The organism is Mesorhizobium sp. Root157 (assembly GCF_001427385.1).
GTDB lineage: Bacteria > Pseudomonadota > Alphaproteobacteria > Rhizobiales > Rhizobiaceae > Mesorhizobium.
The window spans coordinates 75734-101844 of sequence record NZ_LMGJ01000006.1 but is presented as its reverse complement, the minus strand read 5'-3'; the positions used below and the strand labels follow the sequence as shown (position 1 = coordinate 101844).

General features: G+C 59.7%; 23 protein-coding genes and 1 tRNA gene. 15 read left to right on the top strand and 9 right to left on the bottom strand.

What is annotated here, in order from left to right; all coding sequences use genetic code 11:
- Positions 1-27 precede the first annotated feature (27 nt).
- From secDF to ASD64_RS06410, 3 genes are read left to right on the top strand one after another with little or no spacing between them, the layout of a single operon-like run.
- On the top strand, positions 28-2592 hold the full coding sequence (secDF, locus tag ASD64_RS06420) for a protein translocase subunit SecDF (protein WP_056102470.1): 2565 nt from the start codon (positions 28-30) through the stop codon (positions 2590-2592).
- 38 nt (positions 2593-2630) lie between these two features.
- Entirely contained in the window at positions 2631-3020 is a 390-nt protein-coding gene (locus ASD64_RS06415; protein ID WP_056102466.1) for an Mth938-like domain-containing protein, read from the top strand.
- 5 nt (positions 3021-3025) lie between these two features.
- Positions 3026-3868: a phytoene/squalene synthase family protein gene (locus ASD64_RS06410; RefSeq protein ID WP_056102464.1), complete on the top strand. Its 843-nt coding sequence runs from the start codon at positions 3026-3028 to the stop codon at positions 3866-3868.
- 19 nt (positions 3869-3887) lie between these two features.
- Here the strand turns inward: ASD64_RS06410 and trmFO are convergent, their stop codons facing one another.
- The 3 genes from trmFO to ASD64_RS06400 all read right to left on the bottom strand — a co-directional run bounded on the left by trmFO (position 3888) and on the right by ASD64_RS06400 (position 5977).
- Positions 3888-5297 carry a methylenetetrahydrofolate--tRNA-(uracil(54)-C(5))-methyltransferase (FADH(2)-oxidizing) TrmFO gene (trmFO, locus tag ASD64_RS06405; protein WP_056102460.1) on the bottom strand — a complete coding sequence of 470 codons (1410 nt, stop codon included), beginning with the start codon at positions 5295-5297 and terminating at the stop codon, positions 3888-3890.
- Between the two features lie 350 nt (positions 5298-5647).
- On the bottom strand, positions 5648-5788 hold the full coding sequence (locus ASD64_RS20475) for a DUF1127 domain-containing protein (RefSeq protein ID WP_082549876.1): 141 nt from the start codon (positions 5786-5788) through the stop codon (positions 5648-5650).
- 48 nt (positions 5789-5836) lie between these two features.
- Positions 5837-5977, bottom strand: a complete 141-nt coding sequence (locus ASD64_RS06400) for a DUF1127 domain-containing protein (RefSeq protein WP_082549879.1) — start codon at positions 5975-5977, stop codon at positions 5837-5839.
- 237 nt (positions 5978-6214) lie between these two features.
- Between ASD64_RS06400 and ASD64_RS06395 the strand changes: the two genes are divergently transcribed.
- Both ASD64_RS06395 and ASD64_RS06390 read left to right on the top strand, forming a co-directional pair.
- Positions 6215-7327 (top strand): DUF2157 domain-containing protein, encoded by a 1113-nt coding sequence (locus tag ASD64_RS06395; protein ID WP_056102454.1) that lies wholly within the window; start codon positions 6215-6217, stop codon positions 7325-7327.
- On the top strand, positions 7324-7905 hold the full coding sequence (locus ASD64_RS06390; RefSeq protein ID WP_413813585.1) for a GDYXXLXY domain-containing protein: 582 nt from the start codon (positions 7324-7326) through the stop codon (positions 7903-7905). Before ASD64_RS06395 ends, ASD64_RS06390 begins: the two co-directional genes overlap by 4 nt.
- 133 nt (positions 7906-8038) lie before the next feature.
- On the opposite strand, the gene ASD64_RS06385 is transcribed toward ASD64_RS06390, so the two are convergent.
- Positions 8039-8123, bottom strand: a tRNA-Leu gene (locus ASD64_RS06385).
- Between the two features lie 339 nt (positions 8124-8462).
- On the opposite strand from ASD64_RS06385, the gene tig reads away from it, so the two are divergent.
- Entirely contained in the window at positions 8463-9932 is a 1470-nt protein-coding gene (gene tig / locus ASD64_RS06380) for a trigger factor (protein WP_056102619.1), read from the top strand.
- 257 nt (positions 9933-10189) lie between these two features.
- Complete coding sequence (locus ASD64_RS06375) at positions 10190-11563, top strand: class II 3-deoxy-7-phosphoheptulonate synthase (RefSeq protein ID WP_056102449.1); 1374 nt, start codon at positions 10190-10192, stop codon at positions 11561-11563.
- Between the two features lie 135 nt (positions 11564-11698).
- Here the strand turns inward: ASD64_RS06375 and ASD64_RS06370 are convergent, their stop codons facing one another.
- Complete coding sequence (locus ASD64_RS06370; RefSeq protein ID WP_056102615.1) at positions 11699-12769, bottom strand: GGDEF domain-containing protein; 1071 nt, start codon at positions 12767-12769, stop codon at positions 11699-11701.
- Positions 12770-13056: 287 nt separating this feature from the next.
- Here ASD64_RS06370 and ASD64_RS06365 point away from each other — a divergent pair, with 287 nt between their 5' ends.
- The 6 genes from ASD64_RS06365 to gltX all read left to right on the top strand — a co-directional run bounded on the left by ASD64_RS06365 (position 13057) and on the right by gltX (position 18557).
- Positions 13057-13476 carry a GFA family protein gene (locus ASD64_RS06365; protein WP_056102612.1) on the top strand — a complete coding sequence of 140 codons (420 nt, stop codon included), beginning with the start codon at positions 13057-13059 and terminating at the stop codon, positions 13474-13476.
- Positions 13477-13558: 82 nt separating this feature from the next.
- Positions 13559-13918: a diacylglycerol kinase gene (locus tag ASD64_RS06360; RefSeq protein ID WP_056102446.1), complete on the top strand. Its 360-nt coding sequence runs from the start codon at positions 13559-13561 to the stop codon at positions 13916-13918.
- A gap of 79 nt (positions 13919-13997) precedes the next feature.
- On the top strand, positions 13998-14711 hold the full coding sequence (locus tag ASD64_RS06355) for a DNA-3-methyladenine glycosylase I (RefSeq protein ID WP_056102443.1): 714 nt from the start codon (positions 13998-14000) through the stop codon (positions 14709-14711).
- Positions 14712-14758: 47 nt separating this feature from the next.
- Positions 14759-16441 carry an NAD+ synthase gene (locus tag ASD64_RS06350; protein WP_056102440.1) on the top strand — a complete coding sequence of 561 codons (1683 nt, stop codon included), beginning with the start codon at positions 14759-14761 and terminating at the stop codon, positions 16439-16441.
- A 201-nt stretch (positions 16442-16642) separates the two neighbouring features.
- Entirely contained in the window at positions 16643-17062 is a 420-nt protein-coding gene (locus tag ASD64_RS06345; protein ID WP_056102436.1) for a hypothetical protein, read from the top strand.
- Between the two features lie 121 nt (positions 17063-17183).
- On the top strand, positions 17184-18557 hold the full coding sequence (gltX, locus tag ASD64_RS06340; RefSeq protein WP_056102432.1) for a glutamate--tRNA ligase: 1374 nt from the start codon (positions 17184-17186) through the stop codon (positions 18555-18557).
- Here gltX and ASD64_RS06335 read toward each other — a convergent pair.
- From ASD64_RS06335 to ASD64_RS06325, 3 genes are all read right to left on the bottom strand, one after another.
- Complete coding sequence (locus ASD64_RS06335) at positions 18475-19317, bottom strand: DUF2865 domain-containing protein (protein ID WP_244480721.1); 843 nt, start codon at positions 19315-19317, stop codon at positions 18475-18477. The genes gltX and ASD64_RS06335 overlap by 83 nt on opposite strands.
- Before the next feature lie 301 nt (positions 19318-19618).
- Positions 19619-21964 carry an NADP-dependent malic enzyme gene (locus ASD64_RS06330; protein WP_056102423.1) on the bottom strand — a complete coding sequence of 782 codons (2346 nt, stop codon included), beginning with the start codon at positions 21962-21964 and terminating at the stop codon, positions 19619-19621.
- A gap of 149 nt (positions 21965-22113) precedes the next feature.
- Positions 22114-22893 (bottom strand): SDR family oxidoreductase, encoded by a 780-nt coding sequence (locus ASD64_RS06325; protein ID WP_056102421.1) that lies wholly within the window; start codon positions 22891-22893, stop codon positions 22114-22116.
- A 114-nt stretch (positions 22894-23007) separates the two neighbouring features.
- Here ASD64_RS06325 and ASD64_RS06320 point away from each other — a divergent pair, with 114 nt between their 5' ends.
- Both ASD64_RS06320 and ASD64_RS06315 read left to right on the top strand, forming a co-directional pair.
- Entirely contained in the window at positions 23008-23829 is an 822-nt protein-coding gene (locus ASD64_RS06320; RefSeq protein WP_156460035.1) for a UDP-2,3-diacylglucosamine diphosphatase, read from the top strand.
- 112 nt (positions 23830-23941) lie between these two features.
- Positions 23942-25147, top strand: coding sequence for an MFS transporter (locus ASD64_RS06315; protein WP_056102418.1), 1206 nt, complete (start codon positions 23942-23944; stop codon positions 25145-25147).
- Here the strand turns inward: ASD64_RS06315 and dgcA are convergent.
- Positions 25127-26107 carry an N-acetyl-D-Glu racemase DgcA gene (gene dgcA / locus ASD64_RS06310; protein ID WP_056102605.1) on the bottom strand — a complete coding sequence of 327 codons (981 nt, stop codon included), beginning with the start codon at positions 26105-26107 and terminating at the stop codon, positions 25127-25129. The two genes, ASD64_RS06315 and dgcA, sit on opposite strands and share 21 nt — an antisense overlap.
- Positions 26108-26111 lie beyond the last annotated feature (4 nt).

Below are 26111 nucleotides of genomic sequence, written 5' to 3'. Positions count from 1 at the left end.
GCCTGCTCGCCAACAGGTTCTCGATACATGCTCTATTTCTCGCGCTGGAAGACGATTTCGATCTGGGCCGTCGTCCTGCTGGGCGTTTTATTCGCCTTGCCCAACACCTATCCACAGAGCCTGTTGTCGGTAATGCCCGACTGGTTGCCGAAGAGGCAGATGACGCTCGGCCTGGACCTCCAGGGCGGCTCGCACATTCTGCTCAAGATCGATACCAACGATCTGATCAAGGCGCAGTTGGAAAGCGCGCGCGACGAAATCCGCACGCAACTGCGTGATGCCAAGGTCGGCTACACCGGCCTTACCGGCACCGGCAAGGTGGTGCAGGTCCGCATCCGCGACGCAAACCAGATCGATGCCGCCAAGGAAGCGCTAAAATCGCTGACGCAGCCCGTGTCGTCAGGCATGTTCGGCAGCGGCAGCGTGACCGAAATGGAGATGGACGAGCCGGAACCCGGCTTGCTGCGCTTCACCATTACCGATGCGGGGGTCACTTATCGCACGGCAACAGCCCTCAATCAGTCGATTGAAGTGGTCGGGCGCCGCGTTAACGAGCTCGGCACGACGGAACCGGTCGTTCAGCGACAGGGCAACGACCGTATCCTGGTTCAGGTGCCGGGTTTGCAAGACCCGCAGCGCCTCAAGGATATTCTCGGCCAGACCGCCAAGCTGACATTCCAGATGGTCGACCAGTCGGTGCCGGTGCAGGAAGCCATCGAAGGGCGCCCCCCGGCGGGTTCGACGGTGATGTACTCCAAGGACGATCCGCCAATTCCTTATCTCATCGAGAACAGGGTCATCGTCTCGGGCGAAAACCTGGTCGATTCGCAGGCGACCTTCGACCAGCGCACCAACGAGCCGGTGGTTTCGTTCCGCTTCGATTCCAAGGGGGCCTCGCGCTTCGGCCAGGCAACCCAGCAGAATACCGGCAAGCTGTTTGCCATCATCCTCGACAACCACGTTATTTCAGCACCGCGCATCAATGAGCCGATTCTTGGCGGCTCGGGGCAGATTTCAGGCTCCTTCACGCCTCAAAGCGCCAACGATCTGGCCGTTCTGCTGCGTGCGGGCGCGCTGCCCGCGAACCTTACCATCGTGGAAGAGCGCACGGTCGGCCCGAGCCTTGGCGCCGACTCCATCAGCGCCGGCAAGCTCGCTTCCAGCATTGGCGCCGTCCTCGTGATCGTGTGCATGCTTCTGGTGTACGGCAAGCTCGGCCTTATCGCCAACATTGCCCTTGCCGCCAACGTGGCGCTGATCGTGGCCATTCTGACCATGCTTGGAGCGACGCTCACCCTGCCGGGCATTGCCGGTATCGTGCTGACTATGGGTATGGCGGTCGATTCGAACGTCATCATCTTCGAGCGCGTCCGCGAGGAGCGGGCGCAAGGCCGATCGATCGTTCAATCGTTCGACCAGGGCTTCAAGCAGGCACTCGCCACGGTCGTCGACGCCAATATGACGACGTTCATCGTTGCGGTCATCCTGTTCTATATGGGCACTGGCCCGGTCAAAGGGTTCGCCGTTACTCTGGGTATAGGCATCATCACCACCGTCTTCACCGCCTTTACGATGACGCGTTGGCTGGTTGCCGTATGGGTGAGACGGAGCAAGCCCACGGAGTTTCCCAAGGGGCTCGTTCACTATTTACCGCTTGAGCCATCGTTCCCGTTCATGCGCTACCGCAACGTCGGTTTTGCCGTGTCCGGGTTTCTATCGGTCGCGGTCATCGCCATGATGTTCGTGACGGATTTCAACTACGGCGTCGATTTCCGTGGCGGCTCGATGATCGAGATGCAGGCCAAGACCCGCGTCGCCGATGCCGCCGATGTTCGCTCGCGGCTGGAACAACTCAATGTCGGCGACGTTCAAGTGCAGGAATTCGGGAATGAGGGCGACCTCATGGTTCGGGTCGGCGCGCAGGAAGCCGGGGACAATGCCGAGCAATCCACTGTCGACAAGGTCAAATCGGAGTTTGAAAACGATTACGATTTCAGGCGTGTCGAGATCGTTGGGCCGACCGTGTCCAGCGAATTGGCGACCACCGGCGTGATTGGTGTCGTGTTGTCCATGTTTGCACTGCTGGTCTACATCTGGTTCCGGTTCGAGTGGCAGTTCGGCGTCGGCGCAATTGTTTCGACCGCCCATGACGTCATCATGATCGTCGGACTCTATGTGGCCTTGGGCCTTGAATTCAATCTGTCCAGCCTTGCCGCGATTCTCACCGTTATCGGTTATTCGATCAACGACACTGTCGTCATTTATGACCGCATTCGTGAGATGCTGCGCAAGTACAAGAGAATGCCGATCGAAGACGTTATCAATATCGCGTTGAACCATACGATGTCGCGCACCATCTTGACCGGTTTGACAGTGCTGCTGGCATTGTTTGCGCTCTACATCTACGGCGGCGAGGTGATCTCGTCCTTCGTGTTCGCCATCATCATCGGTGTGTTTGTCGGCACCTACTCGTCCGTGTTTATCGCAGGCCCAATGCTGATCCTGTTCAAGCTGAGGCCTGAGGTGTTTGGCGAGGACGCCGGGGCGAAGAAGGCCACGTTGCCAGCGGCGACACCTGCGACCAAGGCCTGACGACCGTGTCGTACAGGTAGGGCTGACCGGCGATAGAAATGGCACGGGGCATCATTATCCGCGAGGCACATTTCCCAGGCCGTGCGCCGATCGAGGCGTACGGCAATGGCGGCTTTCGCTTCGCAGAGATGTCGCACCGAGGCTCGATCCTGTGCCTGCCTTCGGGTATCCATGGTTGGGAACCTGCCGACAAACTGGCATTGACGGTCGAAGACTTCGGCAAGCTTTTCGCCGAAGCGAGCGGGATCGAGATATTGCTGTTTGGCATGGGAGCCGATCTGCGACCCTTGCCCGCCGCGCTCCGCAGTGCGTTCAAGGCGGCTGGCATTTCCTCAGATCCGATGTCCACGGGGGCTGCCGTGCGAACTTACAATGTTCTCCTTGCCGAGGATCGCGCGGTGGCCGCTGCACTCATTGCAGTCGACTGACGGACATGGGGGAAAACGCACAGTTCGTCATGGATACGGTGCGGCGCGCCGACCACGACCGTTATCTTTCCGCCCTCTATGCACCGCACGACAAGCGAAATGCCTTGTTCGCGCTCTATGCCTTCAACGCTGAAATCGCCTCGGTGCGCGACAGGATACGCGAAGCGCTGCCTGGTGAGGTGCGGTTGCAATGGTGGCGCGATACGCTTGCCGTGCCGGCGAACCGGGATGAAACAGGCCAGCCGATAGCGGATGCGCTGAAGACGGTGATTGCTCAATATGGGTTGCCATTGTCGGCTTTTGAAAACTATTTGGAAGCGCGCATCTTCGATCTTTACAACGATCCGATGCCGTCGCGCACGGATCTTGAAGGCTATTGCGGCGAGACGGCCTCGGCGCTGATCCAGCTTGCCGCCATGATTCTCGATCCTGCCGAGGCGCCGCGTTTCGCTGAACTGGCCGGCAGGGCAGGGTGTGCGCAGGCGATCATTGGGCTTGTGCTCCTGCTGCCGCTTCACCGGGCGCGGGGTCAATGCTACATCCCTGCTGACATCCTTGCAGCGGTTGGATCGTCGACGCAGGAATTCCTTGGCGGAGACGGCGGGCAAGGTGCGTCTCACGCCATGGATGCGATGATTGCGCTGGCGCGAGAACATTTGGCGGCATTCGAAAAGGGCGCTGCGGCGTTGCCCGTTACATTGCGCCCTGCTTTTCTACCCGTCGCCGTTTCAGCGGCTTTTCTTGAAAAGATGTCAGGGAACGAGCGCGCCTTGATGAAAGGCGGCATCAGGCTTTCGCTTGCCCGCCGCCATTGGCTGCTTTGGCGCCGCGCCATATACGGCTGGTAGCCCGACGGCTCTTTTGTGCCTATTCCGCTGCTTCGGCGGTAGTGGCGAGGCCAAGCCATTTGCGGCAGTCGGCCAGTGCTTGCGCGGTCATTGCGCGCTTCTTGGCGACGGTCTTTTCCTTGCCACGCAGTCGCTTGCCGTCGACCTTGGGCGCTTCCATGGGCGGAAACAGGCCGAAATTCACATTCATCGGCTGGAAAGAGCGCTTGCCCGGCTCATCGTCGGAAACGATGTGGCCGCCAGTGATGTGATTAAGCAGTGCGCCGAATGCGGTGGTCACGGGCGGCACGGAGAAAGGCTGCCCCAACCGTTCGGCTGCGGCGAAGCGGCCTGCCAGGAGGCCGATGGCAGCACTCTCGACGTAGCCTTCGCAACCTGTGATCTGTCCGGCAAAGCGCAGGCCAGGGCGGATTTTCAGTTGCAGTGAGCCATCGAGCAACTCCGGAGAGCTGATATAAGTGTTGCGGTGCAGGCCTCCGAGCCGCGCAAACTCCGCATTTTCGAGCCCTGGAATGGTGCGGAATATGCGAACCTGTTCGGCGTGCTTCAGCTTGGTCTGGAAACCGACCATATTGTAGAGTGTGCCCAGCGCGTTGTCCTGGCGCAATTGCACCACAGCGTAGGCCTTGACCGCCGGATTGTGCGCGTTGGTGAGCCCCATCGGTTTCATCGGGCCGTGACGCAGCGTCTCCGGGCCGCGTTCGGACATCACTTCGATCGGCAGGCAGCCATCGAAATAGGGCGTGCCTTCCCATTGTTTGAATTCGGTCTTGCCGCCGTCAATCAGCGCCTGGACGAAGGCATCGTATTGGGCCTTGTCCATCGGGCAGTTGATGTAGTCCTTGCCCGTGCCGCCTGGCCCGACCTTGTCGTAGCGCGACTGGAACCAGGCGACGTCCATGTCGATCGTATCGAAATGGACGATGGGAGCGATTGCGTCGAAGAAAGCAAGTGCATCTGCGCCGGTAGCCTCGGCGATTGACTTGGCCAATGTTGGCGCGGTCAGCGGGCCGGTGGCGATGATGGTCTGGTCCCATTCCACCGGCGGCAGCCCCGAAATTTCCTCGCGTACGATGGTGACCAGAGGGTGGGCTTCCAGCCGCGCCGTCACCGCTTGCGAGAAACCGTCGCGATCTACCGCGAGCGCGCCGCCGGCCGGCACCTGATGTGCATCGCCTGATGCTATGATGAGCGAGCCGGCGAGCCGCATTTCGGCATGGAGAAGACCGACAGCGTTGGTTTCGGCATCGTCGGAGCGGAAGGAGTTTGAGCAGACGAGTTCAGCCAGCCCTTCGGTCTTGTGTGCGTCCGTGCCGCGGACCGGCCGCATTTCGTGCAGCACGACGGGAACGCCGACTTCTGCCGCTTGCCACGCTGCCTCCGATCCGGCGAGGCCGCCGCCGATGATGTGAATGGGCTTCATGCTCATATGTGTCGAATTAGTCCTTTGGCCGCCTGAATGCAATCGAGGCAGTTAATCCGGCCGGTGCCCGACAAATGCCGCCCACAAACGACAACACCCGCCGGGGGAGGATCCGGCGGGTGTCGTGTTGTTGGCCGATCCAGGGAGGAGAGGATCGACCATATCGTCATTGCCGGGGAGGACGGCACCGACGAAACCGTTTCGCCAATCAAAGAGGACGAAGCTCTTGTTGTTAACAACGCCCGCCGAGGGAGGAGGTTCGGCGGGCGTCGTTTTGGTGGTCAGCCATTGGGAGGAGGAGAGGCTGACCGTATTCGCCGGGTCGGGGAGGAGGTCGATCCCGGCGAAATTCCTTCTTAGACCGCCTTGCGGGCGATCCTCTCGATTTCACCTCGAGCAATGCCGAGGTCTTCGAGCTGGCGGTTCGACAGGCGACCCAGTTGGTTGACCGTGTCGCGGTAAGCGCGCCAATTACGGTAGCTGCGGATCAGGCTCATTGTCTTGCTTCCAGTAAACTTGCTCGGGCCGCACGGCAGCCCGAAGAGTTAAACCGACTTGCGAGCGACGAAGTGAATGTCGCTGCGGCTGATGCCGAGATCGGTCAGTTCGCGGTTGGTCAGGCGGCTCAGCTCGGACACGGTTTCCCGATAGCGGCGCCAATTGCGGTAGTTGCGGATCAGGTTCATGGTATTGCTCGTTTCGTCTTTCTTCGGATCATTCCGTCGTTCGTACGAAGCATAGATAGGTTGAGCCATATCGATTTGAAAGAGTCGATGGTGCATGGCAGCAATGCAATTTGTGCATTGCAATATTTAGCCTCATTTACGCCATGGACACAAATCCGCCCAAATCGAAAAAGTTCATCCTCTCAATGGTTTGAAATAGTGGTTTGGTAATACGGCTGATTTTGTGGAAAAAGGTAGATGGCGAGCTATTCGTCCAAGGTGAAACGCGACATTGCCCGCTGGGTCGAGAGCGGTCTAATCGAGCCGCGTACCGCCGATGCGCTGGCCCGGGACATCGAGGCCAATGAGCGCCGGTCGCTGAGCTTTGGCTCTATCCTGGCGATGATGGCTGCACTGCTTCTTGGGGCAGCCATCCTGATCTTCGTTGCTGCCAACTGGGAAGCGATACCTCGGCTGGTCAGGGTAGCGGCCCTGTTTGCCGTCATCATAGGCGGCTATGTCGGCGGTGCATTCGCCAAGATGCGCGGGCACCCCGCCGTCGGCGAGGCACTGTGGATCGTTGCAGCTGCTGCTTTTGGCGGCTCGATTGCGCTGATCGGGCAGATGTACCACTTCTCGGGCGACGAATCCGTGGCGATGCTGACCTGGTGTACAGGTACAGCGCTTGCGGCTCTTGTCCTGCGCTCGGGTCCGCTGACCGTGGTGGCTGTCGGCATAGCCGATGCTTGGTTGATGACCAAGCTGCTCGGCTTCGGCCTGTTCCGCAGTATGGATTTTCCGCACCTCTTTCTTGTCCTGGCGGCAGCCCTGTTTGCTGTTTCCTATTGGACGCGTAGCCAGGCGGCGCGCCACGTGATCGTGCAGTCGGTCATTTTCTATGTCGTCACGCTGGCCCTCGACCACAATCTGCTTGGAATGGCCATATTGCTTGCGCTGGTGTCTGCGGCGGTGTTCGCCGTTGGGGTTTTTGTGCCGGTTGCAGCCGATAATATCATCAAGCTGGGCGGACAGCTTCCCTTGCACGGCCTGATCGGTTTCCTCACCGGCACGGCGCTAGTCCAGTTCGAACTCGCGGATTCGAACGGCTTCGCTCCTGCCGCCGTGGCTGCGTTGGCCGGAATAACGGGGGCGATCATATTGGCTGGCAGGCAGAGCAGGGGATTGAGGTGGGTCGCCTATCTCGGCTTCGCCTTTGAACTTTGCCTCATCTATGCCGTGACGATGGAAACGATGCTGGGAACCGCCGGATTCTTCCTTCTGGCGGCGGTTGTTCTTGGTGCCTTGGCATTTGCCATTATCCGTATCGAACGACGGATGAACCATCCCGTTGCCAGGGAGACCGTGTCGTGAGGAACGGTATGAACCTGATCCTTGCCGCGCTGGCGCTGGCGCTCGTGCAGGTCGGTTTCCTGGGTTGGATGATAGCGGGGCGAGCCGCAATCCTGCGTGACGGCAAGGAAATTCTGCTCAAGGTCGAGCCGGTCGATCCGCGCGACCTGCTGCGCGGCGACTATGTCTTCCTCAGCTACGAGATTTCGCGCATTCCGGTGAAGCTTATCGGCGACATTCCGGCCGGCAAGCAGACGAACGATGAGGGCCAGATCACGGTCAGGCTCCAGAAGGGCGCCGATGGCTATTGGCGAGCGGTCTCGGCTTGGCTGGCTCAACCACCGCCTTCCACGAGCGCTGACGACGTCGACGTTGTCGGCCACATTGCTGCCGGCTGGACATTGAGCGGCGATACGACGCTCGCGCCCGACTATGGAATTGAGCGCTTCTATCTGCCCGAAGGAGAGGGGCTGGCCATCGAGCGCGATATGCGGGTTCGGCCATTCAGCATCCGCGCCGCAGTCTCGATAGATGGCGTTGCGCAGGTCAAGGCATTGATGGATGGCGATACGATGCTTTTCGAAGAGCCGTTATATTAGGCGTATTACCGCCGGATCACGACATCAGAGAAGCATCCACGAACCCGCAGGGTTCGCAAGGGCGACCGCCCGTCGGCCGTCAGGCCGCCCCGTCGGAGGCGTGAGCGAAGCGAACTGCCGTGAGACATAAAGTTGGTGCGGATGAAGGGACTCGAACCCCCACGCCTTTCGGCACTGGAACCTAAATCCAGGGCGTCTACCAATTCCGCCACATCCGCACGCTGAAGCGCAAATCCCATGTCGTCATCATTCTGTCAATGTCGAGGCCCAATGCACTGCCGCTACAGCGTGAAGATGGTTGAAAATAGGCCCCGCCTGTGACAAAAGGCGTGTCAAATGTGACGGGACGCGACGATCCACTTCTGTAGAATGTGAATAGAAGTAGGAAAAACAAAGACTTATTCACATTTCGGATGTGCATTTGGCTGATTTGAGCTGCGGAGCGGCCAATTCAGTCAGGTCGTGCACCGAAAGCCATCCCCGGCAGAACGATACCGGCAGGCTGTAAACGGCAGAAGCCCGTTGGCAGCCTTATTGGTGAAAACAAAGGTTTTATGATGCAGGTCACCGAAACGCTCAACTCCGGCCTCAAGCGCGAGATCAAGGTCGTCGTGCCGGCAACCGACATGGAAGCCAAGTTGCTGGCTCGCTTGTCCGACGCTAGGGGCAAGGTCCGCATCAATGGGTTTCGCCCCGGCAAGGTGCCGGTCCAGCACCTGCGCAAGGTTTACGGCAAGTCCTTCATGGCCGAAGTCGTCAACGAGATCCTGAACGAGTCGCGCACCATCATTACCGGCCGTGGCGAAAAAGCCGCGATGCAGCCAGAAGTGATCATGACTGAAGACGAGAAGGAAGCCGAGAAGATCCTCGCTGGCGGCGCGGACTTCGAATTCCACCTCAACTACGAAGTCATTCCCGCGATCGATATCAAGGACTTCACCGACATCAAGGTCACGCGCCCTATTTATGACGTGCCGGAATCCGAGATCGATGAGCAGGTCCAGCGTGTTGCCGAATCCGCCAGGACTTATGAGCCTAAGACCGGCAAGGCGGACGAGGGCGATCGCGTCTCCATCGACTATGTCGGCAAGATCGACGGTGAGGCTTTCGCTGGCGGCGCCGGCAACGACCAGCCGCTGGTGCTGGGTTCCAAGGAATTCATCCCCGGTTTCGAGGATCAACTCGTCGGTGCCAAGGCTGGTGACGAGAAACAGGTCGTGGTGACGTTCCCTGAAAACTATCAGGCTGCTCATCTGGCCGGCAAGGAAGCAACCTTCGACGTTACCGTCAAGGAAGTGGCAAAGCCCGGCGAACTCGAAGTGAACGACGAGACAGCCAAGACTCTGGGCCTGGAATCGCTGGAGCGCCTGCGCGACATCGTTCGCGGCCAGATCGAGAGCCAGTTCGGCTCCATGACGCGCCAGAAGGTCAAGCGCCAGCTGCTCGATCAACTCGATTCTTCCTATACGTTCGAGGCACCGTCGAAGCTGGTGGATGCCGAGTTCACCAATATCTGGAATCAGGTCAACCGGGACCTCGAAGCCGCAAGCCGGACCTTCGCCGATGAGGAGACCACGGAAGAGGAAGCGCGGGCCGAGTACACCCGGCTTGCTGAGCGCCGCGTGCGCCTGGGTCTTGTGCTCGCCGAGATCGGCGAGAAGGCTGGTGTCACCGTTTCGGACGAAGAGTTGCAGCGCGGGCTGTTCGAGCAGGTGCGTCGCTTCCCCGGTGACCAGCAGCAGGAAGTTTTCGAGTTCTACCGCAGCAACCCGGAAGCGCTGAATACGCTGCGCGCGCCGATGTTCGAGGAGAAGGTGGTCGACCACCTGCTTGGCCAGATTACCGTCACCGACACGAAGGTGAGCAAAGAAGAACTGATGGCCGAGGACGAAGACGAGGATACCAAGGCAAAGCCCGTGAAGAAGGCTTCGGCCAAGAAGGACGCTGCTGGAAAGGCTGCTGACGAGTCCGAGGAGCCGAAGAAGAAGGCTGCGCCCAAGAAGAAAGCCGCCAAGGACGCCGAATAATCGGATTGCTGAATTAACAAAAAGGCCGCCTTCGAGGCGGCCTTTTTTCGTTTTTGATCCACTCCCTCGTGCTGTTCCTCGCAAGCAATGGCCTTGCACAAGACGGGCGAACCCAGCGTGGCGAGGATGCCACACGTCGTCGCAAGCTTGGCAATTCCGGGCTAGAATAGAAAACAGGCTTCATGTATTGAGCCCCTATCCCCATATTGGGAGAACTGTGGGCAATTGTGCCTGCCGAAACAAGTGTTGGTACGACAATGACGAAGTGGTCCCCGAATTCCTGGAGAGCAAAGCCAATTCAACAGGTTCCGGCTTATCCGGACATGGATGAGTTGAAGGCCGTCGAGGCTCAGCTTGCTAGCTTTCCACCACTTGTTTTTGCAGGGGAGGCACGCAAGCTGAAGAAGCAACTCGCCTCCGTCGCAGCCGGCGAGGCGTTTCTTCTGCAGGGCGGCGATTGCGCCGAGAGCTTCGCCGAGCACGGTGCCGACAACATTCGCGACTTCTTCCGCGTCTTCCTGCAGATGTCGGTCGTTCTGACCTTTGCAGGTTCTCAGCCGGTGGTGAAGGTCGGCCGCGTTGCCGGCCAGTTCGCCAAGCCGCGCTCGTCCGACAACGAAACCAAGGGCGATGTCACGCTGCCCAGCTATCGCGGCGACATCATCAACGGCATCGAGTTCGACACCAAGGCGCGCGTTCCCGATCCACACCGTCAGGTCATGGCCTATCGCCAGTCGGCGGCGACGCTCAATCTGTTGCGCGCCTTCGCGCAGGGCGGTTACGCAAGCCTCGAGAACGTCCACCGCTGGATGCTGGGTTTCGTGTCCGACAGCCCGCAGGGTGAGAAGTATGAATCGCTTGCCCACCGCATCACCGAGACGATGGACTTCATGAAGGCCGTCGGTATTACCTCGGAGACCAACTATGCGCTGCGCGAAACTGATTTCTACACCAGCCATGAGGCCCTGCTTCTCGGCTACGAGGAAGCGTTGACGCGCGTCGACTCCACGTCTGGAGACTGGTACGCGACCTCTGGCCATATGATCTGGATCGGCGACCGCACGCGCCAGCCCGACCATGCACATATCGAGTATTGCCGGGGCATCAAGAATCCGCTCGGCCTGAAATGCGGTCCGTCGCTGACGTCCGATGGTCTTCTGGAGCTGATCGATCAACTCAACCCGGAAAACGAACCCGGCCGCCTTACTTTGATCGCGCGCTTTGGTGCAGACAAGGTCGGCGACCACCTGCCCAAGCTGGTGCGTGCCGTGAAGAAGGAAGGCCGTTCGGTTGTCTGGTCTTGCGATCCCATGCATGGCAACACGATCACGGCGGCTGGCTACAAGACCCGGCCCTTCGACCGCATCCTCAAGGAGGTCCAGACCTTTTTCGAGGTTCACCACGCCGAAGGCACGCATCCGGGTGGTATCCATGTCGAGATGACTGGCAGGAACGTCACCGAATGCACGGGCGGCGCACGCGCCATCACGGCGGACGAGTTGCAGGACCGCTACCACACTCATTGCGACCCTCGGCTCAATGCCGACCAGGCCATTGAACTCGCTTTCCTGGTGTCCGATCTGCTCAGGAAAAACCAGCCGGTCCAGCACAAGCAGGCCGTCAACGGCTGATGTGCTTCGCTTGCCTGGGCAATAAAATAGAGGCGTCCGCGAAAGCGGGCGCCTTTTTGCTTGTGCCGCAACGCGCCAAACCATCCACGCCCAGTCGGCAGGCGCTACAATGAGCGCTTGACTGGTGCGGCAGGCTCAGTCCTTCTTGTAGAGCATCCAGTTCTTGCTGGCCTGTCCGGCCATCGAGGAGTGCCGCGTCACCCGGTTGCGACCGTTAACCTTGGAGCGATACAGCGCCTGGTCGGCTTTGACATAAAGGTCCTCCGGGCCTTCGGCCTCGGAAGCCATGCACACCCCCATCGAAACGGTCACTGTGCCGTAATTTACTGCCGTCTGGCTGCTCGAAAACTGTGTCTGTTCGATCAGTTTGCGCAGGCGCTCGGCGATGTCGAAGGTGATGTCTTCACTGGTTCCCTCGACGATCAGCGCGAATTCTTCGCCGCCGGTGCGGGCTACGAAGACGCCGCGCCGGACGCTGGACTGGAAGATGTCGGCGATGGTGCGGATGATCTTGTCGCCGACCGGATGACCGAATTTGTCGTTGATGTCCTTGAAGCGATCGATGTCGGCAAGCACCAGGGCGTTGAACAGGATGCCCTTGCTGCTGTTGTAGATCCGGGCGATTTCCTTGTCGAAGGCGCGCCGGTTCCAGATTTGGGTCAGCTGATCGGTGTCCGCCAGGCGCTTGTATTCCTCAAGCTTGGATTTGACGCTTTCCAGTTCCGCTGTCTTGTCGTTCAGAGTGTTGGCGACCTGCTTGCCGCGATCGATAGTCGAGGCGGTAGCGACCGAAACTGCGCTGACGATCTTTTGCAGAAGCTCGCGTGAGACCGTAGCGCGGTTGGCCAAACCGCCCGACGTCTCGTGAAGGATCCGGCCGTATTTTTCCACCTGACTACGTTCGTTGCGCAAAAGGGCGGCGATGTCCTCGAGTTCCTTCGCCAGCACGTCGCGGGCCTGGTCGACGATGCCTTGGCCGTGGTTCTGTGCGAAAAACCGGCGGCCGATACAGTCGAGGTCGTCCTGTGTCGGGCGGCTGCTCAGCGCGACGACGGCGAGGCTGAGTTCCGGATTGGAACCTGTAAGAGCTTCATAGAAGATTTCGTAATTGCGCGGAATGCCGACAACACCAAGTTGGCGCATCGTTGCCACGACCTTCGCGGCGAAGTCGGAGTTTCTGTCCTGCGAGACTGCTGCCGGCTGCATGATGACCCCCACTCCCTCAGAGCCGGTGAGCCGCTACGATGGCACAATCACCGGACGGGGAGCGCATCCCGAAACTTCTATGGACGTTGCGAAGATTCGTGCCCCCAAAAGTTCGATCTTCACTTTCCCATCTATAATGCGGCCTGGCTAAAGTTTCCTTAATTCGCGGCGCGCGGCATAGTTATTGCTCTACCTGAAGATGTAGACCGTCGGCGACAATGGAAATGGTAGATGGTGATATACAGGCAAATCCGGCAACGAAGCTCCAGAATATCAAGGAGAAGAAGATGACAGTCAGGCACACTGGATCTTGCCTGTGCGGCAAAGTGCGGTTCACCGCGCATGGCCCTTTGCGCGGCGTTGCCTATTGCCACTGTTCGCAGTGCCGCCGCCAGACGGGACACTTCCTTGCAGCCACCAATGTCGGCGACGCCGATATCGCGATCGAGGGTGATGAAGCTCTTGTTTGGTACGCGGCATCCAATTTTGCCAAGCGCGGGTTCTGTGGCACATGCGGCTCGGTGCTGTTTTGGAAACATAATGAATTGGAGGAGATCTCGGTGACGGCGGGATCATTCGACATGCCGACCGAGCTTGAAGGAGAATGCCACATATTCGTTGCCGACAAGGGCGACTACTACCGGATCGACGACGGCTTGCCGCAGTTTGCGCGCTCATCGCCTTCGATCAAGGTTGCCGACGAATGACAGTTGGAGGATAAGCGCGCCTATCATCGAACCGACACAATCCTGCCTCTCTTCTCCTGCGATTCTCAAGGAAACCAATCCCATGAAGCGGCTGATCGATGCATTCTTCAACTCCGTGCGGGCATTTCGCCGGCTGGCCGGTAGTGAAGCGGCATTCCAGCAGGAACTCATCCTCTTGCTGATTGCAGTCCCTGTGGGGTGGTTGCTCTCTTCGTCGTGGAGCGGCTACGCCTTGCTCATCGCCTCCATCCTCTTCCTCATCCTTGTCGAAGTGCTCAACACCGGCATCGAGGCGACCTGCGATGCCGTCAGCCGTGAATTCAACATCGATATCCAGCTGGCCAAGGACTGCGGTTCGCTGGCAGTCCTCATCACCATCTTTCTTGTCGCCAGTGTCTGGGCTTTCGCTCTCGTCGAGCGGCTGGTAGGTGGGCCGATCTAGCGAAAATTCTGGACGCTCTGACGAGGGCTTTCAAGGCCTGCGCAAAGTGCTAGATTGAACGCATTTGGAGGGGGCCGGTATGCTGTCTTTCCAGAAAATCAGGGCACGGGCAGCCAAGCGCAAGGGTGGCGATGCCGTGCTGGAGGCGCTGTTGGGGTCTGCGCCCGACAATGGCGCAGTCGCGCGGATAGCGGACGACCGGATTTTGTCGACCATGTCCGAGCGTATTTTCGCAGCCGGCTTTGTCTGGCGCGTCATCGAGCAGAAATGGCCGGGTTTCGAAGAAGCGTTCCTTGGCTTTGAGCCCAAGCGGCTCCTGTTCCAGCCCGAAGATTTCTGGCACGATCTTGCCTCCGACAAGCGCATCGTGCGCAATCCGCAGAAGATCGTCGCGGTGAAAGACAATGCCTTTTTTGTCGACCGCGTCTCAAGGGAACATGGCGGCTTCGGAAATTTCCTGAGCGCATGGCCCGCCAACGATCAACTGGGGCTGATGACTTACCTCGGCAAATACGGCAGCCGGCTTGGCGGCAATACCGGGCAATATTTCCTGCGCTGGCTGGAGTGGGACACCTTCATCGTCTCGCAGGACATGGCGGCGGCGTTGCGCGATGCCGGGCTCGACATTGCCGAAAGCCCGACATCGAAGAAGGATCTGGCCAAGATCCAGGCTCAAGTCAATGAATGGGTGGCTGAAACCGGGCTTCCCCGCGAGCACATATCGCGCATATTGGCCATGTCGATCGGCGAGAACCGTTCGCCGGATACCATTCTCGAATATACCGGCGAATAGAGCGCCGGCCATTGCCGGTTTGCATGCCGCAAGCTAAATCCGAAAGCATGACCAAGAAGACCATTCCCGATACGTTGCGCATCGCTGTCGCCCAACTCAATCCCACGGTCGGCGATGTTGCCGGCAATCTTGCCAAAGCGCGCGAGGCGAGGGCGGACGCGGCCCGCCAGGGTGCTGATCTCGTTTTGTTCACCGAGCTTTTCATCGCTGGTTATCCGCCGGAGGATCTGGTCCTGAAACCGGCCTTCCTGAAGGCGTGCGAGCGTGCGGCGCGTGATGTTGCCAAGGATACCGAGGACGGTGGCCCCGGAGTGGTCATCGGCACACCGCTGAAGCGCAAGAGCGGTACCCACAACTCGATTATCGTTGCCGATGGCGGAAAGATCGTTGCCGAGCGCTACAAGATCGACCTGCCGAACTACGGCGAATTCGATGAGAAGCGCGTCTTTCAGGCGGGGCCTGAGGTGCCGGGGCCGGTCAATTTCCGCGGTATCCGGCTGGGCATTCCGATCTGCGAGGACATCTGGGGCGACCTTGGCGTCTGCGAGACGCTGGCCGAAAGCGGCGCCGAAATCCTGCTGGTGCCGAACGGCTCTCCCTACTATCGCGGCAAGGTGGATGTCCGCCAACAGGTCGCCATCAGGCAGGTGATCGAAACCGGGTTGCCAGTGATTTACGCGAACCAACTTGGCGGCCAGGATGAATTGGTGTTCGACGGTGCCTCCTTCGCCATCGGGGCCGACAAATCGCTCGCCTTCCAGATGAGCCAGTTCGAGGACGCGGTCGACGTCACGACTTGGAAAAGAAAATCCGACTGTTGGGTTTGCACGGAAGGCCCGATGTCGAAGATTCCTGAAAAGGAAGAGGCCGATTACCGCGCCTGCATGCTGGGCCTGCGCGACTACGTCAACAAGAACGGCTTCAAGAATGTCGTGCTTGGGCTTTCGGGCGGCATCGATTCGGCGATCTGTGCCGCCTTGGCGGTGGATGCGCTGGGCGAGGAGCGGTTGCGGGCTGTGATGATGCCCTACCGCTACACCACGAAGGACTCGTTGAGGGATGCCGAGGATTGCGCCCGTGCACTCGGCTGCCGCTACGATATCGTGCCGATCTTCGAGCCTGTCGAAGGCTTTATGCATGCTCTCACCCAGCTTTTCGACGGCACCGAAGAAGGCATCACCGAGGAAAACCTGCAGTCGCGTGCTCGCGGCACCATCTTGATGGCGATATCGAACAAGTTCGGCTCGATGGTCGTCACCACCGGTAACAAGAGCGAGATGTCGGTTGGCTATGCCACGCTTTACGGCGACATGAATGGCGGCTTCAATCCGATCAAGGACCTCTACAAGATGCAAGTCTATGCGATTTCGCGCTGGCGCAACACCTATGTGCCACCCGGTGCTCTTGGTCCTTCTGGCGAGGTGATCCCGGCCAGTATCATCGACAAGGCCCCCTCTGCAGAACTGCGCGATAACCAGACGGATCAGGATTCGCTGCCGCCATATCCGGTGCTCGATGACATTCTCGAATGTTTGGTCGAAAACGAAATGGGCGTGGACGAGATCGTCGCGCGCGGGCATGACCGCACGACGGTCGCACGCGTCGAGAACTTGCTCTACGTCGCCGAATACAAGCGCCGCCAAGCGGCGCCCGGCGTCAAGATCACGAAAAAGAATTTCGGCCGCGACCGCCGATACCCGATTACCAACCGGTTCCGGGATCGCGGGTAAGCCACCGTTTGCTTCCACCAAAAGGTGTTTCGTTCATTTCCTTGGGCCGCAGTCGCTGCGGCGGCGTCCTATCGTCCTGCCCTTCTTAGAAACTGCCTTTTCGGGGTATCTTGCATCACGTTGTGTGATAGATTGATTTATACCGTGACCACTCTTGCGGTGTTTCCCTGGAACTGTCGATGAATTTTAAGGAGACGAACAATGCCCATGGGAGAGAAGTGGAATGCCTATCAGCCCTCAAAGAGTACGTGGCTGTGGTCCTGTGTCGGAGCGGCCGTTCTGACCATGGTCGTTGGCTTTTCGTGGGGCGGCTGGGTCACTGGCTCGACCGCCGTCAAGCAGGCCGAAACGGCAAGCGAGCAAGCGGCGGCAACACTTGCCGCAAACATCTGCGTTCATCGTTTTCTCGCGGCGCCCGATGCCAGCGCGCAATTGGCGGAATTGAAGAAGGCGGATTCCTGGAAGCGCGACAGTTTTGTCCAGGATGGCGGCTGGGTCACTTTTGCCGACATGAAGAAGCCAGTTCGTGGCGCCGCCGAGCTTTGCGCCGATCAACTGGCAAGTGCGGAACTTCCCACTGCCTCCGCTGGAGCGCTGCCTCAGACGGAAGCCGTCAACTGATCCGATGCTGTTCCCGGCAGGCCGAAGTGTTTCGGCTTGCCGGATCGGCGCTCGTTCGAAGGCGGCAAAGGCGTTCGCAGGTAAAGTTGCAAAACAGAGCGCCTTCATTTACGCCCCCTCCATGACAGTCACAGTCCGTTTCGCTCCATCGCCCACCGGCCGCATCCATATCGGCAACGCCCGTACAGCTCTGTTCAACTGGCTGTTCGCGCAGAAGAGCAAGGGCCGCTTCATTCAACGCTTCGACGACACTGATATTGTCCGTTCGAAGCAGGAATACGCCGACTCGATTCTCTACGACCTGCACTGGCTTGGGATTTTTCCTGACGCGATCGACTACCAGTCGAAGCGTTTTGAATTTTATGACGCGGCAGTGGAGAAGCTGAAAGCGGCCGGGGTTCTTTACGCCTGCTATGAAACGCCCGAAGAGCTAGATCTGCGCCGCAAGGTTCGCCGAACACGCGGCCTTCCGCCGGTCTATGGCCGCGAGGCGTTGACGCTGACAGCTGATCAGATTGCCGAGTATCAGTCGGATGGGCGCAAGCCGCACTGGCGCTTTCTGCTCCCGAACTTTATTTCCGATCCACTTCAGCCCGAACGCACCGATATCCGTTGGAACGATCTGGTGCGTGGCGAGGAAACGGTCGATCTCGCGTCGCTGTCGGACCCTGTTCTGGTGCGCGAGGACGGCACGTACCTCTACACGCTGCCGTCGGTTGTGGATGACATCGATATGGGCATTACCCATGTCATCCGTGGCGATGACCATGTCACTAATACTGGAGTTCAATTGGCCTTGTTCAAGGCGCTCGGCGCTGAACTTCCGACATTCGGCCACCACAACCTGCTAACGACCACCACGGGTGAGGGGCTCTCCAAACGCACCGGCGCCCTGTCGATAGAGAGCTTGCGCGAAGCGGGTATCGAGCCGATGGCAATTGCCTCGCTGGCGGTTCTGATCGGCACGTCAGAGAGTGTGCAAGCCCTGCCAGTCATGGCTGGGCTTGCCGATCACTTCGATCCGGCAGCGACCTCAAAATCCGCTGCCAAGTTCGATCCGGACGAACTGTTCGTCCTCAATCGAACTTTGCTTCATCGCATGCCGTTTGCCGAGGCGCGCGATCGGCTGAGCGTGCTCGGCATCTCGGATACGCGTGCCGAGCCATTCTGGAACGCGGTACGCGGCAATCTGGACAAGCTTGGCGATGCGGCGGTGTGGTGGCGGATCGTCAATGATGGCGTGCAGGAAAAACCGGAGTTCTCCAACGAGGATCGGGATTTCCTGCATCAGGCTTTCGACCTGTTGCCTCAAGAGCCATGGGATGGCGCAGTCTGGAAGACGTGGACCACTGCTATTCGGGACGCAACCGGTCGCAAGGGCAAGGCGCTTTTCGCGCCGCTCAGGCTGGCGCTTACGGGGCTCGCGTCCGGGCCGGAGCTTGCAGATCTATTGCCTCTTCTGGGCCGGGAAGGAACGTCGGCCCGACGACCCTGACCTTGCTGTCATCGTCAGGGTCTCGCTCGGCAGGAACGGTTTCGCTGAGCGCCTTCGTTGGAGTTGCCGAGGCCGTGGGTTTGGCCGGGCCCATCTCCACGATGGAGGAACCGGGCCGTGAAGTTATCTGCGGCGGCTGCGCGGCTTGTGGGCCGCCGACGACCGGCGAATCCTGAATAGCTCCGCAACTGCAGCTTGGTTCACGGGGGATGTCGAGGCGCTTGTAGACGAAGGCGTTGGGCAATTGTTTATACAGATCGCCAGTGATCGATGACATCATGTTACGGTCATCATCACCTCCTTCCGAATAAAACATTTCAACATTGGTACCGGGGCAGGCGGCCTCGCACCGTGCCTGGTCGCGCTGGAAGTCGCCGACCGGAGTGGCACTCGACATGGGAAAGAAATAGCCGTCGCAGGTGCGCACGCAAAGCGTGCGATATTCTCCGCCAAGCCGCACGAAGCCATCGCCGCTTCTGCGAATGATGATGCCCTTGTTGAGCGATTGGGCCGGGGCGTCAGTTCCATTGGGGCGAGCTTGCTCAGCGCCAATATTATCCGGCTGCGAGGAGCGGATGATGGTCACCTGCTGCTTGCGACAGTCGTTGGCGTCCAGTGCTGCCTGAATGCGCGCGCGATCTTGGCGATCAGAGTTGCGGGAAAGCGCTGCTCGCTTTCGATGCAAGGAATCGAGATTGGTGTTCATGCGTTCGATGGCGCTGTTGATTTCGGCGCAACGACCTACAGAGCCGTCGAACAACAGAAATCCGCACCCGGCACGGCTTGCCTGCCTGCGCGCGATTTCGATCTGTTTGCCCTGCCGGACAATTGCGTCGTCATACTTCCTGACGAGCTTCGGGCTGACGGAACCTGAAACGCGGGCAAGTTGCGCCTCGAGTTGGTGACAAGTGCTTGACGCCGCGAGAGCCGGGGAAGCGCCGATCACCGTCGCCGCCATGAGCGACGCGGCAATTGTCAGATTCCAGCTCCGGCCTTGCACCTTCGCCTCACATCCCAATCCACTTGCGCAAAGGCTAGCGCGGCGGGAGTTAACCGCTTCTTTAGTTTGCTGCCGGAGGTAACCGGTCGAAGCGCAATGTCGCTTGCGCCTTTTGTGCGGCTTCGACGACTACAAGTGCTGTCATATTGACCACGCCGCGAGAGGTGACCGAGGGCGTCAGGATGTGTGCCGGCAGGTCGGAGCCGAGCAGGATCGGCCCGACATGCAGCGCGTCCATCATCTGCTTGACCGTCGACATCGCGATATTGGCCGCGTCTAAATTAGGGAAAACCAGCAGGTTGGCCTCGCCCTTGAGGCGAGAATGCGGATAGACCCGCTGACGCAATTGCGGCGAGAGCGCCGAATCGGCATTCATCTCGCCATCGCACTCCAGATCGGGCGCAATCTTGGCGATGATTTCGGCCGCGCGCCGCATCTTGGCCGCGCTCGCCGTATCGCGAGAACCAAAATCCGAATGTGACAGAAGGGCGGCTTTGGGCTCGATACCGAAGCGGCGGATTTCCTCGGCTGAAAGCACCGTCATCTCGGCTATCTCCTCCGCCGTCGGATCGACAGTGACATAGGTGTCGGTGAAAAACGTGATGCCACGCTGGGAGATCAGCATGGAAAGCGTGGAAAGGTCCCTGTCCTTGATGCCGGGGCGTGCTCCGATGATGAGGGAGACGTTGCGCAGATGCTTGCCGAACCTGCCCTCCAGTCCGCACAGCATTGCGTCACCGTCACCACGCTTCAGCGCCAGGGCAGCGATCACCGTGTTGTCGGTGCGCACCATCGTACGCGCAGCTTCTTGGGTGATGCCGCGCCGCCCAGCCAGTTCGATGAGTAGGTCGACATAGTGCCGGTAGCGGGGATCGTCCTCGGGGTTGATGAGTTCGAAGTCCTTGCCGGGCTTGATCTTGAGCCCATAGCGCCTCAAGCGCACATCGATGACGTGCGGCCGCCCGATGAGGATTGGCTCGGCGATGCCTTCCTCGATGACCACCTGGGTCGCGCGCAGCACCCGTTCGTCCTCACCGTCAGCATACACGACGCGCTTTGCTGACGACCCTTTTGCGGTCGTGAATACTGGTTTCATGACCAGGCCAGAGCGGAAGACGAAGCGGTTGAGCTTGTCGACGTAAGCCGGGAAGTCGGCGATCGGCCGGGTGGCTACGCCAGTATCGCAGGCAGCCTTGGCCACCGCCGGCGCGATCCTCAGGATAAGGCGCGGGTCAAATGGCGAGGGGATGAGAAAGTCCGGGCCGAATATGGGGGTTTCACTGGAATAGGCGCGCGCGGCGACATCCGATGGCTCCTCGCGGGCGAGTGCCGCGATGGCGCGCACCGCCGCCATTTTCATCTCCTCGTTGATCGCCTTGGCGCCGCAGTCGAGGGCACCGCGGAAGATGTAAGGAAAGCACAGCACGTTGTTGACCTGATTGGGGAAATCGGATCGGCCCGTGCAAATCATTGCGTCTGGCCGTGCTTCCCGCGCCACCTCGGGCATGATCTCGGGCGTCGGATTGGCAAGAGCGAGGATCAGCGGTTTGTCCGCCATCAACTTAAGCAGTTCCGGCTTTAACACGCCGGCAGCTGAAAGGCCGAGGAACACGTCTGCGCCGGGCAACACATCGGCAAGCGTGCGTGCCTCCGTGTCCTTGACGTATGGATCCTTCCAGCGGTCCATTTCCTCGACACGGCCCTTGTAGGCCACGCCGAAGCGGTCTGTGACCCAGATGTTCTCGACCTTCGCGCCGAGCGAGACGAGAAGATTGAGACAGGCCAGCGCCGCGGCGCCAGCGCCAGACGTGACGATCTTGATGGTTTCGATGGACTTGCCGGCGAATTCCAGGCCGTTGAGGATCGCCGCAGCCACGATGATGGCCGTTCCATGCTGATCGTCATGGAACACCGGAATGTTCATGCGGGCCTTCAACTGCTCTTCCACCTCGAAGCATTCGGGCGCCTTGATATCTTCGAGATTGATGCCCCCGAAGGTTGGTTCGAGCGCCGAGATCGTGTTGACCATACGTTCGATCTCAGGCGCGTCTATCTCGATGTCGAAGACGTCGATGCCCGCGAATTTCTTGAACAGCACCGCCTTGCCTTCCATCACCGGCTTGGAGGCGAGAGGGCCGATATTGCCGAGGCCAAGGACCGCTGTGCCGTTGGAGACGACTCCCACAAGATTCGCCCTTGCGGTGTAGTCGGCGGCGGCACCGGGGTTGTCACGGATTTCCAGACAAGGTGCCGCCACGCCCGGCGAATACGCGAGCGCGAGGTCGCGCTGGTTGCCGAGAGGTTTGGTGGCCTGAATTTCCAGTTTGCCGGGGACGGGGTACTTATGGAAGAAAAGGGCGGCCTCTTCGAGATCGGACCGTGTCGTCTTTGTGTTGTCGCTGTTCATACCACCGCTCCCCTCACTCGCCACTGTACCCTGAACCCTGATTGGTTTCGCTTGAGCCGCCGTGTCCAACCCATTGTTTGAGCGACCTCATTTATAAAATTTGGCCCACGCCGCGCTCCAAACCCGACATCGGTCCTAGCATGCTTTCCTCAAAAGGCACTGACATAAAGGCCGCCGTCCACCGGGATGTTCTGCCCGGTGAGATAGCCTGCGTGGACGGAACAGAGGAACGCGCAGACTTGCCCGAATTCCTCGGGCGTGCCTAGCCGCTTTGCCGGAATATCGGCGCTGATGCGTGCCTTTCGAGCCGCCGCTGCTGCTGGCTCTTCGATCGAGCCCGGTTCATGCGGCCCGCGCAACCGGTCGGTATCGAGTTTGCCAGGCAAGAGGTTGTTGATGGTGACATTGCGGTCTGCCACCGTCCGCGTGATTCCTGCGAGGAACGAGGTCAGGCCGGCGCGCGCTCCGGATGACAGATCTAGGCCCACGATCGGCACGTAGACCGATAGTGAGGTGATGTTGACGATGCGGCCGAATCCGCGCGCCGCCATGCCGTCAATGACGGCTTTGACCAGTTCGATGGGTGTCACCATGTTCTGGGTGACGCCTGCGAGAATCTTTTCGCGGTCGAGTTCGCGAAAATCCCGGAATGGCGGGCCGGCATTATTATTGACGAGAATGTCCGGTTCCGGACAGGTTTCGAACATGGTTTTCTGAACGCTCGGCTGGGAAATATCGCCGGCGATCTCGATGACGTTCACGCCAAAGCGCTCGCGAATTTCAGCGGCTGTCCGGGCCAGGGCCTCGGCGCCGCGACCGTTGACGACGACATCGCAACCGGCTTCCGCCAGCGCCATTGCGCAGCCGCGCCCAAGCCCCTTGCTCGATGCGCAGACGATGGCCTGTTTGCCCTGAATGCCGAGATCCATATGAAAATCCTCCTGCTGGCTGCGCGACGCTACTCTCCCGACTGGATCAATCGCAACCGTCATATGTTTGTTGCATGAATCGTCGCATAGGCATTGTCAAAAGGTGAGATTGCGATGCCCGGTCTAGAAACCCGCACTTTCCGCAGTATTTTCCTCTCCGATGTGCATCTGGGATCGAAGGCCGCCAAGGCCGAATTCCTGATCGATTTCCTGCGCTACCACGACGCCGATACCATCTATCTTGTCGGTGACATCATCGACGGGTGGCGGTTGCGCCGGAACTGGCATTGGCCTCAGAGCCACAACGATGTCGTTCAGAAATTGATGCGCAAGGCGCGTAAGGGCACCAAGATCACCTATATCGCTGGCAACCACGATGAATTCGCCCGCCAGTTTCAGGGCGTGCATTTCGGCGGCATTGTTGTCGCCGACAGCGTCGTCCATGAAGCTGCCGACGGCAAGCGTTTCCTTGTCATCCATGGAGACCAGTTCGACACCGTCGTCCACAATGTTCGCTGGCTGGCCTATCTCGGCGACCATGCTTACGACGCTGCCATGTTCACCAATCGCCTGATCAGTCGAGCGCGGAGCCTGCTTGGCCTGGAATACTGGTCGTTCTCATCCTGGGCAAAGATGCGGGTCAAGAAAGCCGTCAGTTTCATCGGTTCCTTCCAGACCGTGCTCATGCAGGAAGCGCGGCGTTCCCAGGTCGATGGGGTCATCTGCGGCCATATCCATCATGCCGCGATAGAGATGTTCGGCGACGTCGCCTACATCAACACCGGAGACTGGGTCGAAAACTGCACGGCGGTGGTGGAGCATTTCGACGGACGCATGGAAATCCTGCGCTGGGCGCATGTGAAGTCAGGAGCGCCGCCCTCGGGAAAAGGTCTCGTCACCATCGATATTGACGTTCGAGTGCCTGAAGCCGCCTAATAGGCGGTTGGCGCAACCAGTGGTGTGGCGTTCCGCCCAATGTCGCGCTGTGATAGATCAACCGAAGCTTGGCCGCCCGGATTCGGGCACAGCGTTTCGGATCGTTCCACCCATGTCCCTGCCGCCGCTTTCGCCAGAACAGCTGATCAGACCGCGCCATTTCGAATTGCGCATGGCCTTGATTTTCTTCACGCTGTTGGTGCCAAACGGCATCTACATCCCGTATTTCCCTCTTTGGCTGACCGGCAACGGATTCAGTCCCGAAGAGGTCGCGGTGATCCTGTCGGCGCCGATGTTCCTGCGTGTTGTGACGACGCCGTTCTTGACTACCCTGGCCGACAGCGCGCGCGACCGGGCGAATGTCTATGTCGCGCTCGTCGCTGCCTCGGTCTTGGTCTCGGCGGGCTACTTCCTGAGGCCGACTTATGCACTGGTTCTGGGCGTGTCGCTTGCGCTGGCTGTGGTGTGGACTCCACATTCGACCATCGGCGATTCGATCGCCCTGTCGGGAGTGCGGCGCTACGGCGCCAACTACACCGGAATGCGCATATGGGGATCGATCTCGTTTCTATGCGCCAATCTTGCCGGCGGGTTCATTCTGGCCATTACCGGTGCGCAGGCGATGCCTGTTATTGTGTTTCTGGCCTTCTGTGCGGCATTGGTCGCCGGGATTTTCGCTCCACGCCTCGGGCCGCCGCGCCGCGCGTCACCTCAGTCGGCGACGGACATCCAGGAATCCGGGGCCAAACTGTTGAACCCCTACTTCCTCTATTTCGCCGCCGGCACCGGCGTCCTCATCGGCAGCCACGGTTTTCTCTACGGCTTCGTCTCGATCTACTGGAAATCCATCGGCATCAGCGATTCTGTGGTTGGCCTGTTGTGGGCATGGGGTGTCGCGGCCGAGATCGGCATGTTCCTGTTTTTCAATCGCCTGTTCGGGTCATCCACCGTCGTAAGCGTGATGGTTCTGGCCGGGATCGGCGCCGTTTTGCGCTGGCTAGCCTTTCCCTTGATCTGGCCGCTCGGCCTTGGCGTTGCAGGATTCTTTGCGGTGCAGACGCTTCACGCGCTTTCGACGGCACTGATCCTGATCGGCTTGCAGAAGATGATTGCCGAGACCGTTGCAGAGGAGCGGACGGGCGCTGCGCAAGGCATTGCTTATTTCACCAACGGCTTTTGCACGGCTGCGGTCACCTTGGTTTCCGGGCCACTCTACGATCGGTTCGGCGTGGATGGGTTCTTCGCCATGATAGCCGTGGCCTTGGTCGGCTTGGCGTGCATCGGGCTTGCGGCGCGTTCAGCCCCAAAGCGAGCGTGACGGCGGCGAGACAAGTGAACCCTCGTACGTGAGCCCCGGTTCACGGTCGCGCGCGAGCAGCAGCGGCCCGTCCAGATCGACGAAATCCGCGCCTTGCGCAAGCAGTACGGCCGGCGCCATGGCAAGCGACGTGCCGACCATGCAACCCACCATGATGCCGAACCCCATTTCGCGGGCGCGGTCCCTAAGCAGCAGGGCTTCGGTGAGCCCGCCGGCCTTGTCGAGCTTGATGTTCACCGCGTCGTAGAGGCCGATGAGCGCTTCGAGATCGCTTGCTTGGTGCACGCTTTCGTCGGCGCAGATCGGCAGCGGATGCGCAATGTCTCTCAAGATACCGTCGCGTCCGATCGGCAGCGGTTGCTCAACCAGCGCGATGCCAAATTCCGCCGCTACTGCAAGGTTTTCAACGATATTGTCGTCGTTCCAGCCTTCATTGGCATCAAGGATGATGCGGCTTGCGGAAGCAGCCTCGGTTACCGCTTTAATGCGGGCGATGTCGTTGTCGCCGCCGATCTTGACCTTGAGCAGGGGTCGTTCGGCATTGGCGCGGGCCTGCGTGGCCATCACATCGGGCGTATCGAGTGACAATGTGTAGGCCGTTTCGAGTGGCAGGGATTTTACGCCGATGCGCTCGGATACGGAAACACCACTTGCCTTCGCTTCGAAATCCCACAAGGCGCAATCGATCGCGTTGCGCGCAGCGCCCGCCGGCATCGCTTCAAGCAAGGCAAGCCGATCCATCCCGCTGACTATGCGCTGCTTGATATTCCCGATCGCAGCACGAACGCTGTCCATCGTCTCGTCGTAGCGTCGGTAGGGCACGCATTCGCCGCGCCCGACATGCTTGCCGTCCGAGATCGTGCATACAATCACCTCCGCCTCGGTTTTGGAGCCGCGTGAGATGGTGAAGGTTCCGGCGATGGGGAAACGCTCGGCCTCGACCGAAATGACACGAGCCATATCT

What these genes read in the sequence shown, in the direction of transcription:
- secDF (WP_056102470.1), top strand. Translation starts at nt 28, where the DNA reads ATGCTCTATTTCTCGCGCTGGAAGACGATTTCGATCTGGGCCGTCGTC.
- ASD64_RS06415 (WP_056102466.1), top strand. Translation starts at nt 2,631, where the DNA reads ATGGCACGGGGCATCATTATCCGCGAGGCACATTTCCCAGGCCGTGCG.
- ASD64_RS06410 (WP_056102464.1), top strand. Translation starts at nt 3,026, where the DNA reads ATGGGGGAAAACGCACAGTTCGTCATGGATACGGTGCGGCGCGCCGAC.
- trmFO (WP_056102460.1), bottom strand. Translation starts at nt 5,297, where the DNA reads ATGAGCATGAAGCCCATTCACATCATCGGCGGCGGCCTCGCCGGATCG.
- ASD64_RS20475 (WP_082549876.1), bottom strand. Translation starts at nt 5,788, where the DNA reads ATGAGCCTGATCCGCAGCTACCGTAATTGGCGCGCTTACCGCGACACG.
- ASD64_RS06400 (WP_082549879.1), bottom strand. Translation starts at nt 5,977, where the DNA reads ATGAACCTGATCCGCAACTACCGCAATTGGCGCCGCTATCGGGAAACC.
- ASD64_RS06395 (WP_056102454.1), top strand. Translation starts at nt 6,215, where the DNA reads ATGGCGAGCTATTCGTCCAAGGTGAAACGCGACATTGCCCGCTGGGTC.
- tig (WP_056102619.1), top strand. Translation starts at nt 8,463, where the DNA reads ATGCAGGTCACCGAAACGCTCAACTCCGGCCTCAAGCGCGAGATCAAG.
- ASD64_RS06375 (WP_056102449.1), top strand. Translation starts at nt 10,190, where the DNA reads ATGACGAAGTGGTCCCCGAATTCCTGGAGAGCAAAGCCAATTCAACAG.
- ASD64_RS06370 (WP_056102615.1), bottom strand. Translation starts at nt 12,769, where the DNA reads ATGCAGCCGGCAGCAGTCTCGCAGGACAGAAACTCCGACTTCGCCGCG.
- ASD64_RS06365 (WP_056102612.1), top strand. Translation starts at nt 13,057, where the DNA reads ATGACAGTCAGGCACACTGGATCTTGCCTGTGCGGCAAAGTGCGGTTC.
- ASD64_RS06360 (WP_056102446.1), top strand. Translation starts at nt 13,559, where the DNA reads ATGAAGCGGCTGATCGATGCATTCTTCAACTCCGTGCGGGCATTTCGC.
- ASD64_RS06355 (WP_056102443.1), top strand. Translation starts at nt 13,998, where the DNA reads ATGCTGTCTTTCCAGAAAATCAGGGCACGGGCAGCCAAGCGCAAGGGT.
- ASD64_RS06350 (WP_056102440.1), top strand. Translation starts at nt 14,759, where the DNA reads ATGACCAAGAAGACCATTCCCGATACGTTGCGCATCGCTGTCGCCCAA.
- ASD64_RS06345 (WP_056102436.1), top strand. Translation starts at nt 16,643, where the DNA reads ATGCCCATGGGAGAGAAGTGGAATGCCTATCAGCCCTCAAAGAGTACG.
- gltX (WP_056102432.1), top strand. Translation starts at nt 17,184, where the DNA reads ATGACAGTCACAGTCCGTTTCGCTCCATCGCCCACCGGCCGCATCCAT.
- ASD64_RS06330 (WP_056102423.1), bottom strand. Translation starts at nt 21,964, where the DNA reads ATGAACAGCGACAACACAAAGACGACACGGTCCGATCTCGAAGAGGCC.
- ASD64_RS06325 (WP_056102421.1), bottom strand. Translation starts at nt 22,893, where the DNA reads ATGGATCTCGGCATTCAGGGCAAACAGGCCATCGTCTGCGCATCGAGC.
- ASD64_RS06320 (WP_156460035.1), top strand. Translation starts at nt 23,008, where the DNA reads ATGCCCGGTCTAGAAACCCGCACTTTCCGCAGTATTTTCCTCTCCGAT.
- ASD64_RS06315 (WP_056102418.1), top strand. Translation starts at nt 23,942, where the DNA reads ATGTCCCTGCCGCCGCTTTCGCCAGAACAGCTGATCAGACCGCGCCAT.
- dgcA (WP_056102605.1), bottom strand. Translation starts at nt 26,107, where the DNA reads ATGGCTCGTGTCATTTCGGTCGAGGCCGAGCGTTTCCCCATCGCCGGA.